Source organism: Azohydromonas aeria (genome assembly GCF_009760915.1).
In the GTDB taxonomy this organism is placed as follows: Bacteria; Pseudomonadota; Gammaproteobacteria; order Burkholderiales; family Burkholderiaceae_C; genus Azohydromonas; species Azohydromonas aeria.
In genome coordinates this window covers 28,778-42,358 of the sequence record NZ_VIDQ01000024.1, presented here as the reverse complement: position 1 = coordinate 42,358, position 13,581 = coordinate 28,778, and the positions used below count along the sequence as shown (strand labels likewise).

The following is a 13,581-nucleotide window of genomic DNA, read 5'->3' as shown; positions in this document are numbered from 1 at the left end:
ACGGCTCAGAGCCAGCGCGCCAGCAGCGCCACGGCCAGCGCCGTGGCCACGCCGTTGAGGCTCATGGCCAGCGCGGCGAAGGCCACCGTGTCCGGCCGCGTCTGCAGCACTCGCGCCACGCCGATGGCATGCGCCGCCAGGCCCAGCGTGAAGGCCGTGACCCGCTCGTCCTCGATGCGCAGCCGCCGCAGCAGCGGCGCGCACAGCAGCGTGCCCAGCACGCCCGTGGCCACCACGGCCATGGCCGCCAGCGCGGGCAGGCCGCCCGCACGCTCGGCGGCCGCCATGGCGATCGGCATGGTCGCGGACTTCGGCGCCAGCGACAGCGCCACCTCGCGCGGCGCGCCCAGCGCGAAGGCCAGGGCCAGCGTGGCCCCCACCGCGACGGCGCAGCCTGCCAGCAGCGCGCCTAGCAGCGGCAGCGCCAGCCGGCGCAGCAGCGCGGCCTGCCGGTACAGCGGCACGGCCAGGGCGATCACGGCCGGGCCGGTGAGCCAGCGCAGCAGCCGGGTGGCGTCGGCATAGACCGGGTAGGCGGTGCCCGACAGCGCCAGCAGCGCCACCACCAGCGCGGTGCCGGTGAGCACCGGCAGGCACAGCAGGTGATGCCCGCTGCGCCGGTACAGCCACAACGCCGCGGCATAGGCCGCCAGCGTCAGCAGCGGCCAGGCCAGCGCCGGCGTCATGGCCGGTGCCGCCGCAGCAGGCGCCGCAGCACCCAGGCCGTCGTGCCCACGGTCAGCAGCGTGGCGAGCACCGCCGTGAGCACGAAGGCGCCGGCGTGCTGCGCCAGCAGCCCCAGGGACAGGCTCACCGCCGCCACCGACGGGATCAGCAGCAGCATCAGGTGGCGCAGCAGCGGCGCCGTGACCGCGTCGAGGCTCGCCGGCACGCCGCCGCGCAGGCACAGCAGCGCCAGCAGCAGCAGCATGCCCAGCACCGAGCCCGACACCGGCCAGCCGGTGGCCGCGACGATGGCATCACCCAGCCACTGCAGCGCACCCAGCAGGGCCGCGGCGGCCAGCAGCCTGAGCAGCCTGAAGGCCGGCGAGGGAGAAGGGCGGGTCGTGGTCATGCCCTTCATCTTGGCAGCAGGAAGGTGCTGGCCTCGTGCACGGTGGTCTCGCGGCCTGCATCCGTGAGCTGCGTGACCTCGAACCGGATGTGCTGCGTGCGCTCATCCAGCGCGGCGGCGGCCTCGGCCGGCAGGCGCACGCTCACCGGGATGGAGCGCTCGGCGGCCGGCGCCAGAGCAAGCTCGGTGTCCCCTTCCACGGCCAGGCCGGGCAGGCCCGAGACGGCGATGCGGTAGCGCTGCGGCGCCTCGGTGGCGTTCATGACCAGCACGCGGTAGACGTTCTCCACCGCGCCGTCCTCCGCCATGCGTGCCATCACGCCGCGGTCGCGCACGACGTTGGCGCGCAGCGGGTCGCGCAGCGCCAGCCCGGTGACGAAGGCTGCGCCCACGGCCAGCAGCAGCGTGCCGTAGACGAGCACGCGCGGCCGCGCGACGCGGCCCCGCATCTGCGCCCTGCTCAGGCCCTGCGCCAGGCCGTTGACGGTGGCGTAGCGGATGAGCCCGCGCGCGTAGCCCATCCTGTCCATCACGCCGTCGCAGGCGTCGATGCAGGCGGCGCAGCCAATGCACTCCATCTGCAGCCCGTGGCGGATGTCGATGCCGGTGGGGCAGACCTGCACGCACAGCGTGCAGTCGATGCAGTCGCCCAGCCCCAGCGCCCTGGGGTCGGCGCTGCGCGCACGCGGGCCGCGCGACTCGCCGCGGCGGGCGTCGTAGCCGATGATGAGCGAGTCCTTGTCCATCATCGAGCCCTGGAAGCGCGCGTAGGGGCACATCGTCTTGCACACCTGCTCGCGCAGGAAGCCGGCGTTGCCGTAGGTGGCCAGGGCGTAGAAGCCGCACCAGAAGGCTTCCCAAGGGCCCGGGCCCAGCGCCAGGGCCGCGTGGCCCAGCTCGCGGATGGGCGTGAAGTAGCCGACGAAGGTGAAGCCGGTCCACAGCGACAGGGCGATCCATGCCGCCTGCTTGGCGCCCTTGCGTGCGAGCTTGCCCGCGCTCCAGGGTGCGCGGTCGAGCCGCATGCGCGCGCTGCGGTCGCCCTCGATGCGGCGCTCGATCCACATGAAGATCTCCGTGTAGACCGTCTGCGGGCAGGCGAAGCCGCACCACATGCGCCCGGCCACCGCGGTGAAGAAGAACAGGGCGAAGGCCGACAGCACCAGCAGCGCGCTGAGGTAGATGAAGTCCTGCGGGTACAGCACCAGCCCGGGCAGGTAGAAGCGCCGCGCCTCCAGGTCGAACAGCACGGCCTGGCGGCCGTTCCAGGCGAGCCAGGGCAGGCCGTAGAAGAGGATCTGCGTGAGCCACACCAGGGCCCAGCGCCAGCGCGCGAAGCGGCCCTTGACGCTGCGCGCATAGACCTTGCGCTTGGCTTCGAACATGGGGGGAGCCATGCGCTCGCCCTCATCGGCCGCCTGGATGGGAATGACTCGATGGGTGGAACTCATGCGGCTCTCCGGGCAGGCGTCCATTGGGGCTGCGGCTCGGCGGCGCCGGGGCGCAGCAGGGACAGGAACTGCACTTCCCGGCTGCGGCGGGCGCAGCCGCCGTCCTCGCCGGCCAGTACGGCGTCGGTACCGACCGCCTGCTGTTCGGCCTGCACGGCCATCCGGGCCAGCTTGATGAAGCCGGAGCGCAGCTTCTCCAGCGCCAGGGTGTCCTGCAGAAGGCGGCCCGCCAGCAGGCCTTCGCCGAGCACGGCGCGGTGTTCCGCAACGACGGTCTCCAGTCGCTCCAGGGTGATGCGGCGCAACACCGCGCCGGCGCCGGCATGGTCTTGAGCGGCGGCACAAGCCGCACGCGCCACGCCGATGGCCAGCCCGCACTGCAGCGCGAGCAATGCAGGCGACAACCCGCGCATGAACAACGCGCCGTTGCCATGCAGCAACTCATCCTCGCGGAAATGCACCCGGTCGAGCCGCAGCGCCGCGCCGCGGATGCTGCGCAGCCCGGCGGTGCCCGGGTCCGGCGTCGGGGTGACGCCGTTCTCTTCGCTGCCGAGCATCACGATGGCGAAGTCCGTCAGGCCTTCGAATGCCACCGGGATGGCCACGGCGTAGCCGTCGTGCTGCAGGTTGCCGACCCACGGCAGGCGGCCGTTGAGCTTCCAGCCGCGCGGCGTTTCGGTGCCCTGCACCGGCAGCGGCGTGCCCTGGGACAGATGCGCGAACGCGCCCGACAGGCCCAGGGCGCCCGCGAGCCGGCCTTCCTCCAGCGAGGCGAGCAGGTGCTCGCGCAGCGCCACGTTGTGCGCCAGCCGCAGCATCTCGATGAAGCCACGCTGCGAATACAGCACGAAGCCCGCGGCCAGCGACTCCGAGGACACGTCGGCCAGCGCGTCCACGGCGGCGTCCAGGTTCGTCACGGAGTGCAGCAAGCCGGCTTTTGCCAGCAGGGGCAGCAGCGCGGCGGCATGCCGGGTGGTGCGGTCGAGGCTGGGGGCGTGATCCCGCAGCCACTGTCGGGCGGGTAGGGGCAGCGCCGTGACGGCGGAGCGTGTGTCGTGCATGAGTTCCAGGCCGTTTCGAAGGCGGCGCGACCTCGTCGCCGAGAAAGAGGGTCGCACCGCGGATGATGGCGCCGGACTGTGCCAAGGAGGTGCTGATCGGGTAAGACTCAGATGCCGCACCAAATGACCGGATCAGATACGGCAGCAGGGGCCTTGTCCACGGCAGGCAGGCAGATCAGTACAGTGGCCCGCCGTGAACATCGATACAGATCAGTGGACCCCGGCATGAAGCGCTACGAGCAATACGCGGACGAGATCGCCGACCTCATCCGCACCCAGGTGCTGCGCGCCGGCGACCGGCTGCCCTCGGTGCGGCAGGCCAGCACCAGCCGCAAGATCAGCCCCTCGACCGTGTTCGAGGCCTACTACCTGCTCGAAGCCCGCGGGCTGATCCAGGCCCGGCCGCGCTCGGGCTACTACGTCAACGCGCAGCGCGGCACCAGCGCCAACGAGCCGGCCACTGCCCAGCCCGTTGCGCAGTCAACGCACGTGGAGATCAGTGACCTGGTGTTCCAGGTGCTGGGCTCTACCCGGCAGGCCGACGTGGTGCCTCTGGGCTCGGCGTTTCCCAGCCCGGAGCTTTTCCCGCTGGACAAGCTCGCCCGCGGGCTGTCGCCGGCCATGCGCCGGCTCGATCCGCAAGCCATCGTGCAGGAGCTCACCGAGGGCAGCGAGCGGCTGCGCCGCCAGATCGGGCTGCGCTACGTGGTGGAAGGCACGGGCATTGACACGCGCGAGATCGTCATCACCAACGGCGCGATGGAGGCGCTCAACCTGTGCCTGCAGGCCGTCACGCGCCCGGGCGACGTGGTGGCGGTGGAGTCGCCCTGCTTCTACGCCGCATTGCAGGCCCTGGAGCGGCTGCAGCTCAAGGCGGTGGAGGTGGCCACGCACCCGCGTCACGGCATCGACCTCGACTCGCTGGCGCAGGTGCTGCGGCAGCACCCGGTGCGGGCCTGCTGGTTCATGCCCAACTTCCAGAACCCGCTGGGCAGCCTCATGCCCGAAGAGAACAAGCGCGCGCTGGTGGAACTGCTGGCGCGGCACGAGGTGCCGCTGATCGAGGACGACGTCTATGGCGAGCTGTACTTCGGTCTGCGGCGCCCGCCGCCGTGCAAGGCCTTCGACCGGCAGGGGCTGGTGATGCACTGCAGCTCGTTCTCCAAGTGCCTGGCGCCGGGCTGGCGCGTGGGCTGGGTGGCGGCCGGGCGCTTCGCGCAGCCGGTGCAGCGGCTGAAGCTCATGACGACGCTGGCCACGGCCGTGCCGACCCAGGAAGCGCTGGCCGACTACCTGCCGCAGGGCGGCTACGACCGGCACCTGCGCCAGCTGCGCCAGGCGCTTTCCGATGCGCAGGCGCGGGCGCTGCGCGGCATTGCCAGGCATTTCCCCAACGGCACGCGCGTGACGCGGCCCGAAGGCGGCTACTTCCTGTGGGTGGAGCTGCCGGCACAGGTCGATGCGTTGCAGTTGCACCGGCTGGCGCTGTCGCAGAACATCAGCCTCGCACCGGGCCACCTGTTCTCCGCCGACAAGCGCTTTGCGAATTGCCTGCGCTTGAACTACGGCCAAGCCAGTGACACGCGGTTCGACGATGCCATCTGCACCATCGGCCGGCTTGCTTCGGCCCAGCTTGTTGCATGACACCGATCGGGAAGGCCATTCGTCTTGTGCAGCCGATGCGCCAACCGCGGTAATCCAACAGACTTCGATTCAACGCATGGCCGCTCAATATCTTCCCCACCAACCGTATTCGTCATGACTACCGTTGGTGTCCGAAGCGCCCGGCGTGCGTTCTTGCGCCGGCGTGCCACTCAAGAGCCCGGATGGGCACCGGGTCGGCACGCTGTGCGTGATCAACATCCGGCTACGCGCGTTGAATGGTGCGCGTCCAGCGCAGGCGCCTCGGCAAGCATCGCTGCTTTCCATTGCGCGCTCCAGGGCGCAGTAGTGGGTACACCTGTCGTGCCCGCAAGCCGCCCGGTACACCCAACCCGGGCGCTGCTTCTGATGGGCCGTCTGCTTCGTCGCTCGGCCAGCCCCTTCTCCTGCGGCCCGTTCCACGCTTGTGCCGCTGCGGCGGCATGAGCCACTCGGCACGCCTTCCTTCACGCGGCCGTCACAACACGCGGCAATAGCTCCTTGCGAGGCGGCCGGCGCCTGACGACGCGGCAGCCCGAACCGGGTCAACGCAGTTCCTTCACCGCCGCGACACCTGTGGCCGGGAAGTCGGTGAACACGCCATCGATGCCCAGCTTCATGTAGTACTGCATCTCCGCCTTCGGGTCCTTGAAGCCGTAGCCGCTGGCGTCGTTGCGGAAGGTCCAGGTGTGCACCAGCAGACCCTTGGCATGCGCCTGCTCGATCACGCCGGTGCTGCCATCCACGCGGCGGTCCTCGATGCTCACCTTGCCATCCCCGGTGCGGTCCACGCCATCGTTGACGGTCCTGACCAGGTACGGCTTCCACGGGCCGATGGCGTCGGCGTAGGTCTTGACGAAATCCAGCCCGGCGCTGGTGAGCAGGTCGGAAAACAGGCGCGGGTCATTGGCCACCACGAAATCGTAGGGCTGGCGGTAGGGCGCCACCAGCGACATCGAGCCGTCGTCCTTGACGTCGTCGGCATCGATGAGCTGCACCAGGCGGATGTTGGTGCGGGTATTGAGGTAGCGCAGGTTGGCGACCTCGAAGGACTGGATGAACACCGGCGCGGCAGCGCTGTTGCCGTAAGCGCCGTGCAGTGCCGCCACCAGCTTGTCCTCGAAGACGTTGGCGCCGAACAGTCCCGCGTGGAAGGTGGAGTGCTTGATCTCCGGGTAGATGCCCACGGTACGCCCCGCGGCCGCCCCCCTGGACTTGGCCAGGGCGATGACCTCGTCCAGCGTCGGGATGGCGTACTGGCCGTCGAACTGCGTCGGACGGCCGGCCCGGCTCTGCTTGGCGCGCAGCGTCTTGAGCTCGGCCAGCGTGAAGTCGCTGGCGAAGTAGGCCGTGGTGGGCACGCCGTCGAGGTTGCGCGTGGACATGCGCGAGGCGTCGAACCTGGCGGCCACGTCGGTGGTGCCGTCGAGCACCGGCTCGTGGCGGGCGACGAGCACGCCGTCCCTGGTCATCACCAGGTCGGGCTCGATGAAGTCGGCGCCCTGGTCGATGGCGCGCGCATAGGCCTCCAGCGTGTGCTCGGGCAGCTCGCCGCTGGCGCCGCGGTGGCCGATCACCAGCGGGGCATTGCCTGACAGCGTCTTGTAGGCCGGGCCGTCATCGCCGCCGCCACAGCCCTGGAGCAGCGCGACGATGGCAATGGTGAAAAGGGTGCTGGTGTGCTTGTGCATGGCGGATCGGATCGTGGAAGGTGGTGAACGCAACGGCTGCGCCGACTGCCAACGTAGCCCCGGCCCGTGTCATGCGCATGACGGTCCAGACGCCTGTCGTTGAGGTCACAACGCCAGGGCGGGCTTGGGGCCGTCCCGTTCTCGGCCACCCAGCGGCAGCCGCGCCCGTCCAGCTGTCCGCGCCCGGTGCTCCTGGACGAGCACACCCCGGGGCTGGACGTCGGTGCAGGCGCGGCTGCTGGACCTGCTGCGCACGCTGGTGGCGCGGCTGCGGCTGCCGGTGCCGATCATCAATGCGGCTCCGTGGCGTTCAGCGAGGCAGCCGGGCAGACATCGCCGGCGCGGTGGTCGACCCGCACGACCATGCGCAGGAATTGCTCGCACACCTGTTGCCAGTCGAACTGCAGTGCCCGCATCCGCGCACCGTGGCGCGGCAGCGCCAGGGCCTCCAGCACGGCGCTGCGCAGGTCCTCGCGCAGCACGCCGCCGGCGGAAGTGCCCACCACATCCAGCGGTCCGGGCACCGGGTAGGCTGCCACCGGCGTGCCGCAAGCCATGGCTTCGAGCATCGTCAGCCCGAAGGTTTCGCTGCGGCCGGGGAACACGAACACGTCGGCGCTGCTGTAGATGGCTGGCAACTGCGAACGCGGCACGATGCCGCGCCACTCCACGTCTGGATACTGCGCCTGCAACCGCTCGCGCAGCGGTCCGGTCCCATACACCACCTTCGTGCCGGGCAGCTCCAGCGACAGGAAGGCCTCCAGGTTCTTCTCCCAGGACACGCGGCCGACGTAGAGGAACACCGGGCGACGCCACTTCGCCGGCAGCGGGTTGGCGGGCCGGAACAGGCCCAGGTCCACGCCGTGCGACCAGGGCCGTGCATTGGCAAAGCCATGCGACTGCAGCAGCCGCAGCATGCCCTCGCTGGGCACCATGACGGCTGCGGCCGGGGCATGGAAGCGGCGGAACCAGGCGTAGCTCCAGCGCACCGGCACGTGCAGCGCCTTGGCCAGGATCTCCGGAAAGCGGGTGTGGAATGCGGTGGTGAAGGCCCACCCGCGGCGCAGGCAGTGGCGCCGCGCGGCCGCGCCGATCGGGCCCTCGGTGGCGATGTGCACCACGTCCGGCTGCAGCGCATCGAGCTGCCGCGCGACCCCGCGGCCGGGCCGCCACGCCACCTCGATTTCGCGGTAGCCCGGGCAGGCAAAGCGGCGAAAGGCGCGTGGCTCGATCACGTGCACCTCATGGCCGCGCTCGCGCACGCCTTCGACCAGCTCGACCAGCGCCGTGACCACGCCGTTGACCTGCGGCGCCCAGGCGTCGGTGACCAGGGCGATCTTCACGGCAGCACCCGCGCGGGCTGGGGCAGCGGCGGTTGCCAGGGTTGCGGCCCTAAGGCCCCACCCGGCGCCTGTGCCGGCTGCGGCGGCGCCTGCGGCAGCCATGGCGTCGCCGACTGCCCCCACTCCACGATGGACAGCACGCCGTCGAAGTGCTCGACCAGCGCCGTCATGCTCTCGACCCAGTCGCCGTCATTGCAATAGAGCAGCCCGTCGATGTCGCGGATCTCGGCGTGATGGATGTGGCCGCACACCACGCCGTCCACGCCGCGCTTGCGCGCTTCCTGCGCCACGGCGTGCTCGAAGTCGCTGACGTAGCTCACCGCGCGCTTGACCTTGAGCTTGAGGTACTTCGACAGGCTCCAGTACGGCAGCCCCAGGCGCGCGCGCAGCCGGTTGAAGTGTCGGTTCAGGCGCAGCGTGAACTCGTAGAGGTTGTCGCCGACGTAGGCCAGCCACTTGGCGCACTGGATCACGCCGTCGAAGAGGTCGCCGTGCGTGATCCACAGCCGGCGCCCGTCGGCCGTGACGTGGATGGCGTCCTCCACGACCTCGATGCCGCCGAACTCGTGCTCGATGTAGCGGCGCGCGAACTCGTCGTGGTTGCCCGGCACGAACACCACGCGCGTGCCCTTGCGCAGCAGCTTCTGCACCACGTCGTTGTGCGACTGCGGCCAGTACCAGGCGCGGCGCAGTTGCCAGCCGTCGATGACGTCACCGACCAGGTACAGCGTCTCGCACTCGACGCTGCGCAGGAAGTCCAGCAGCGCGTCGGCGCGGCAGCCGGGCGTGCCCAGGTGCAGGTCCGAGATCCAGACGGTGCGTACTTTCAGGGGCGCGGCGTCGTGCGGGCCGGACGCCATGCCGGGCTCGGGGAAGGAGGTGAGGTCACGCTGCATGGACCACGATGCTGCGCAAGGGCCGTGACGAATGCGTGACGAGGCCGTGTCGGATCGGTGACCGCTCCAGACGAAACGGGAAAATCTGGCCTCAGGCAATGCCTTTTTCAGTGAAGGCCCGGGCTGGCGGATCGGGTCGTCGGCGCTTCACTCCTCGGCACGGCCCTGCAGCAGTGCCAGCGCCTGCAGCTCGGCATTGGCAGTGCCGTCAGCCGCCCTTGACGACCAGCTCGAAGCCCCCTTGCTGCTTCCACAGCGCGGCTTCCTCGCGCAGCAGGTGCAGCGTGCGCGGGTCGGGGGTGATGCCGTCGGGTTTCCAGCGCAACGTGTGGCGGCCGGCGCCGGTGACGGCCAGCCGCAGCCGCGGGCGATCATGATTGCGCCGGGCATGGCAGTGGATGACGGCAAGGCGCAGGCATAGCGCCTGGCGTGCGAAGACGCGTCGCGCCAGCAGCTCCTCCACCTTCTTCAGCCCGCCTCGCTGCGCCAGGATCAGCTCGGCAACGCGCCGTTGCTGGCTTGGCGCGAATCCCGGCGCCTCGGCATGGCCCATCAGGTACGCGCCATGGCGGTGGAAGTCGTGGTGCGAGATGCAGCGGCCCATCTCGTGCAGGGCGCAGGCCCAGGCCAGCTCGTGCTGCTCCTCCGCCGCCGCGTCCGGGGCGATGTCGCGGTGCAGCGCCAGTGCCGTGTCGTGCACGCGCCGGGCTTGCGCCAGGTCACAGTGGAACTGGCGCTGCAGCGCGGCGACCGCGGCATCGCGCAGGTCCGCTGCCGGGTCGTTGGCGCACGGCTCCCGGCCGCTGAGGTCCACGATCACGCCCTGGCGCAGCGCGCCCTTGGCCGGGACGATCTCCTGGATGCCGAACCCGCGCATCAAGGCGGCCAGGATGGCCAGGCCGCCGGCCAGCACCGGGCGCCGATCGTCACGCAGGCCGCGCAGCTGCAACTGCTCCACGTGTCCGGCGTCGATGCAACGCTCGATGCACCAGTGCACGGCCCGTGGCGTGATGCGTCCGTCGGTGATGCCGTGGCCCAGCAGCAGCGCGGACACGGCGCCGGCGGTGCCCGAAGCACCCAGCGCTTCTTGCCAGTGGTGGGGCGCGAAGTCGGTCGTGGCCTGCTCGAACACGGCCTGGGCCGTGGCCTGCGCGGCTGCGAAAGCATCGTGCGTCAGGCGGCCGTCGCCGAAGTGGCGCAGCGACAGCGACACGCTGCCGACGCCGAAGGATTCCGCCGCGCCGGCGCGGGCGCCGCAGCCGAGCACCAGCTCGGTGGAGCGGCCGCCAATGTCGATGACCAGCCGCGGCAGCGTGGAAGGCTGCAGCTTGGCCACGCCCACGAAGATGAGCCGGGCCTCCTCGTGCCCCGAGATCACCTCCACCGGCGCGCCCAGCGCCTGCGTGGCGCGCCTCAGGAACTCCTCGCGGTTGCGCGCCTCGCGCAGGGTTTGCGTGGCCACGGCACGGATGCCGCCCAGCTCGAAGCCCGTGAGCCGCTCGCGGAACTGCCGCAGCGTCTGCAGCGCGCGCTCCGTGGCGTCGTGGCGCAGCAGGCCATGCTCATCCAGCCCGGCCCCCAGCCGCACGACGGCCTTGGCGCTGTCCAGGCGGCGGTAGCGTCCAGCCTTGAGCTGGCCGACTTCCAGGCGAAAGCTGTTCGATCCCATGTCGATGGCAGCCATGGGCAGCGAGGAGGCGACGAGGGTCATGTCGTGCAGCGGTCGCGCGGGCATGAGAGGCACCGGGTGCGGGCAGGCCGTGTGCCTTGCCGCCACCTGCCGCACAGGACCCTGGCGCGACGTCGTCAAAGGCGAGAACCTTAGGGCAGCCTTGTGACGGTCTTGTGACCAGGGCGCGCAGCCGCATAAGCCCGGGCCGGCCTGGCCCGGCATTCCGAATGCTCGGAGGGCATGGCAGCCCACCGTGGGCATAACGAGGTGTTCGATGGATGCACACGAGCCGGCGGCGGCCCCTTCAGACGTTCCCGACGACGCGTTGCGGCCTGCGCCGATCGGCGCGGCAGCGCCGAGGCCGCCCGGCACGGGCGAGGCAGTACCCGGGCCAGTGGACGACGTCCGTGGGCAGGACAGCCGGTCGTGGCAGGACGAGTTGCGAAGCCATGCCGATGCCGCGTCAGCCGGGTCCGACGAGGCTGCCGACAACACCCTTGAACCCTCACCCGGCGCGGGCACCGGACTGCACGGCGGGCTCGTGCGGTAGGCGTTGCGGGCGGTTCGCTTCCCTTCCTGCTGTGCCGCGCAGCGCCTTGTCGGCGCCTGCCCCGCGGCGATGCTTCGGCCCGAGCCCGTGACTGCGCTCGCGCGGGTCGCGGCCCAGGTGGACGGCGTCACGATGGAGCCATCGGCGATGGTTACGGTGAAGGTCTTTCCAGCGGTTTGCCGGCGGCTGCAGGGCCGGGCATTCCAGGGCGATATACATGTTGAGGCAAGAACGCATGAAGGAGTCGGCAGAGCAGCCCGGGGAGGTCGGACTCGCGGCGGCAGTGGCCTCCACGGGCGGTCAGGCCGGTGACCCGGTGGCGGCCGGCGATGGCTGGGATGCCGGGCTTTGCCGCTCGATCATCGAGGAACTGTGGTCGGTGAGGCAGTCCCTGCTGCAGCACGAGCAGGCGCTCGTGCCCCGGCTGGCGGGCGTCTCGGCGCCGTACCGGGAAAGCGCGCGCAACCTGGCGCACTACCTGGCCCTGCGCCGCGCGGACCGTCGCCCGCTGCAGGAAAAGCTGGCGACGCTGGGCGTGTCGTCGCTGGGACGCTCCGAGTCCCACGTGCTGGCCAACCTGGACAAGGCCCTGGGCATCCTGCACCGGCTCGGCGGCCTGCCCTGGACGGACCGCTCCAGCGAGGAGCCCGTGGGGATGCGCGGCAGCCGCGAGCTGCTGGAGCGGCACGCGCTGGACCTGCTGGGCGCCTGCCCGGCCGGTCGTGACGTTCGCATCATGGTCACGCTGCCCTCGGAGGCTGCGGCGGACGATCGCCTGGTGCGCCGGCTCGTGGACGCCGGCATGGACATCGCGCGCATCAACTGCGCCCACGATGGCCCGGCGCAATGGGAGGCGATGGCCGCCCGGGTCCGCCAGGCCGCGGCGCAGGCGGGGCGGCCGGTGCGCATCCTGATGGACCTGGGCGGCCCCAAGCTGCGCACGGGCCCGATCGCGCCCGGGCCGGCCGTGCTCAAGCTCAAGCCGGTGCGAGACGAGTACGGGCACGTGGTCGCCCCCGCCAGGCTGGGGCTGCGGGCCGCCGGCTCGACCGCGGCCGTGCCGGGCGCGCAGGCGCACCTGGGCGTGGAGGAGGGCTGGCTTGCGCGGCTCAAGGCTGGCGACCGCATCCGGCTGAACGATGCCCGCGACGCCCGGCGCGAGCTGCTCGTCGTGGCGTGCGACGACGCCGGCGTGCTGGTCGAATGCGACCGCACCATCTACGTGGCGGAGCAGACCCGGCTCAAGCTCAAGCGGCATGGCCGGCACGCCCATGACACGGGCGTGGCCGACGTGCCCTGCAAGCCCGGCCGGCTGCTGCTGCGCCCGGGCGACCGGCTGCGCGTGACACGCGAAGGCGTGGGCATGCCGGGCGGCGTACCGGCGGACGACGCGGGCGTCGGCTCGCTGCCGAGCGTGCCCTGCACGCTGCCGGAGGTCTTCGAGCAGGTCCGGCCCGGGGAGCGCATTTGGTTCGACGACGGCCACATCGGCGCCGTCATCCGCGAGGCGGGTGCCGAAGGGCTGGAAGTCGAGATCACGCAGGCGCCGCCCGCCGGTGCCCGGCTGGCGGCGGACAAGGGCATCAACCTGCCCGACAGCCGGCTCACGCTGCCGGCGCTGACGGCCAAGGACCTGGAGGACCTGGCCACCGTCGCCCGCTGTGCCGACATGGTGGGCCTGTCCTTCGTGCAGGGCAGCGCCGACGTCGACGCGCTGCGCGAGCGGCTGGCGCAACTGGGCGCCACGCACCTGGGGCTGGTGCTGAAGATCGAGACTCGGCGCGCCTTCGAGAACCTGCCCACGCTGATGTTCGCGGCAATGGCCAGCCCGGCCGCGGGGATCATGATCGCCCGGGGCGACCTGGCGGTGGAATGCGGCTTCGAGCGGCTGGCCGAGGTGCAGGAAGAGATGTTGTGGGCGGCGGAGGCCGCGCACATGCCGGTGATCTGGGCCACGCAGGTGCTGGAGTCGCTGGCCAAGACCGGCATGCCTTCGCGAGCCGAGATCACGGACGCCGCGATGGGCGAGCGGGCCGAGTGCGTGATGCTCAACAAGGGGCCGTTCATCGCCGATGCCATGCGCGTCCTCGACGACATCCTGCGGCGCATGCGGGCGCACCAGGACAAGAAGCGCTCGCTGCTGCGGGCGCTGGGAGCCTGGACGGGTCCGGGTCCGGAGCAAGCGGGCGATTGAGCGGGTA

11 protein-coding genes are annotated in these 13,581 nt (G+C 71.3%); 3 read left to right on the top strand and 8 right to left on the bottom strand.

Annotated elements, in window-relative coordinates; all coding sequences use genetic code 11:
- Positions 1–5: 5 nt before the first annotated feature.
- Genes FJ694_RS15770 through FJ694_RS15755 form a run of 4 tightly spaced genes read right to left on the bottom strand, consistent with a single transcriptional unit; the run spans position 6 to position 3,587 of the window.
- The gene (locus tag FJ694_RS15770) at positions 6–686 is read right to left on the bottom strand and encodes an LrgB family protein (RefSeq protein WP_157268200.1); all 681 of its coding nucleotides are present in this window, start codon (positions 684–686) and stop codon (positions 6–8) included.
- Positions 683–1,075 (bottom strand): CidA/LrgA family protein, encoded by a 393-nt coding sequence (locus tag FJ694_RS15765; RefSeq protein WP_157268199.1) that lies wholly within the window; start codon positions 1,073–1,075, stop codon positions 683–685. Before FJ694_RS15765 ends, FJ694_RS15770 begins: the two co-directional genes overlap by 4 nt.
- Before the next feature lie 5 nt (positions 1,076–1,080).
- On the bottom strand, positions 1,081–2,526 hold the full coding sequence (gene ccoG / locus FJ694_RS15760) for a cytochrome c oxidase accessory protein CcoG (RefSeq protein WP_157268198.1): 1,446 nt from the start codon (positions 2,524–2,526) through the stop codon (positions 1,081–1,083).
- Positions 2,523–3,587, bottom strand: a complete 1,065-nt coding sequence (locus FJ694_RS15755) for a hypothetical protein (protein WP_157268197.1) — start codon at positions 3,585–3,587, stop codon at positions 2,523–2,525. The genes ccoG and FJ694_RS15755 overlap by 4 nt, the downstream gene beginning before the upstream one ends.
- Before the next feature lie 225 nt (positions 3,588–3,812).
- On the opposite strand from FJ694_RS15755, the gene FJ694_RS15750 reads away from it, so the two are divergent.
- Positions 3,813–5,231, top strand: a complete 1,419-nt coding sequence (locus FJ694_RS15750) for an aminotransferase-like domain-containing protein (RefSeq protein WP_157268196.1) — start codon at positions 3,813–3,815, stop codon at positions 5,229–5,231.
- A 127-nt stretch (positions 5,232–5,358) separates the two neighbouring features.
- Positions 5,359–5,538, top strand: coding sequence for a GAF domain-containing protein (locus FJ694_RS37955; RefSeq protein ID WP_375140222.1), 180 nt, complete (start codon positions 5,359–5,361; stop codon positions 5,536–5,538).
- A gap of 235 nt (positions 5,539–5,773) precedes the next feature.
- Here FJ694_RS37955 and FJ694_RS15745 read toward each other — a convergent pair whose 3' ends face one another.
- The 4 genes from FJ694_RS15745 to FJ694_RS15730 all read right to left on the bottom strand — a co-directional run bounded on the left by FJ694_RS15745 (position 5,774) and on the right by FJ694_RS15730 (position 10,893).
- Entirely contained in the window at positions 5,774–6,919 is a 1,146-nt protein-coding gene (locus FJ694_RS15745) for a glycerophosphodiester phosphodiesterase (RefSeq protein WP_157268195.1), read from the bottom strand.
- 290 nt (positions 6,920–7,209) lie between these two features.
- Entirely contained in the window at positions 7,210–8,262 is a 1,053-nt protein-coding gene (locus FJ694_RS15740) for a glycosyltransferase family 4 protein (protein WP_157268194.1), read from the bottom strand.
- Positions 8,259–9,122: a UDP-2,3-diacylglucosamine diphosphatase gene (locus tag FJ694_RS15735; RefSeq protein WP_232540064.1), complete on the bottom strand. Its 864-nt coding sequence runs from the start codon at positions 9,120–9,122 to the stop codon at positions 8,259–8,261. The genes FJ694_RS15740 and FJ694_RS15735 overlap by 4 nt, the downstream gene beginning before the upstream one ends.
- A gap of 244 nt (positions 9,123–9,366) precedes the next feature.
- The gene (locus FJ694_RS15730; RefSeq protein WP_198320855.1) at positions 9,367–10,893 is read right to left on the bottom strand and encodes a Ppx/GppA phosphatase family protein; all 1,527 of its coding nucleotides are present in this window, start codon (positions 10,891–10,893) and stop codon (positions 9,367–9,369) included.
- 722 nt (positions 10,894–11,615) lie between these two features.
- Here FJ694_RS15730 and FJ694_RS15725 point away from each other — a divergent pair.
- Positions 11,616–13,574: a pyruvate kinase gene (locus FJ694_RS15725; protein ID WP_157268192.1), complete on the top strand. Its 1,959-nt coding sequence runs from the start codon at positions 11,616–11,618 to the stop codon at positions 13,572–13,574.
- The last annotated feature ends 7 nt before the right edge of the window (positions 13,575–13,581 follow it).

Coding starts and splice junctions, on each gene's coding strand:
- FJ694_RS15750 (WP_157268196.1), top strand. CDS start 3,813: ATGAAGCGCTACGAGCAATACGCGGACGAGATCGCCGACCTCATCCGC.
- FJ694_RS15735 (WP_232540064.1), bottom strand. CDS start 9,122: ATGGCGTCCGGCCCGCACGACGCCGCGCCCCTGAAAGTACGCACCGTC.
- FJ694_RS15755 (WP_157268197.1), bottom strand. CDS start 3,587: ATGCACGACACACGCTCCGCCGTCACGGCGCTGCCCCTACCCGCCCGA.
- FJ694_RS15730 (WP_198320855.1), bottom strand. CDS start 10,893: ATGCCCGCGCGACCGCTGCACGACATGACCCTCGTCGCCTCCTCGCTG.
- ccoG (WP_157268198.1), bottom strand. CDS start 2,526: ATGAGTTCCACCCATCGAGTCATTCCCATCCAGGCGGCCGATGAGGGC.
- FJ694_RS15725 (WP_157268192.1), top strand. CDS start 11,616: ATGAAGGAGTCGGCAGAGCAGCCCGGGGAGGTCGGACTCGCGGCGGCA.
- FJ694_RS15745 (WP_157268195.1), bottom strand. CDS start 6,919: ATGCACAAGCACACCAGCACCCTTTTCACCATTGCCATCGTCGCGCTG.
- FJ694_RS15770 (WP_157268200.1), bottom strand. CDS start 686: ATGACGCCGGCGCTGGCCTGGCCGCTGCTGACGCTGGCGGCCTATGCC.
- FJ694_RS15765 (WP_157268199.1), bottom strand. CDS start 1,075: ATGACCACGACCCGCCCTTCTCCCTCGCCGGCCTTCAGGCTGCTCAGG.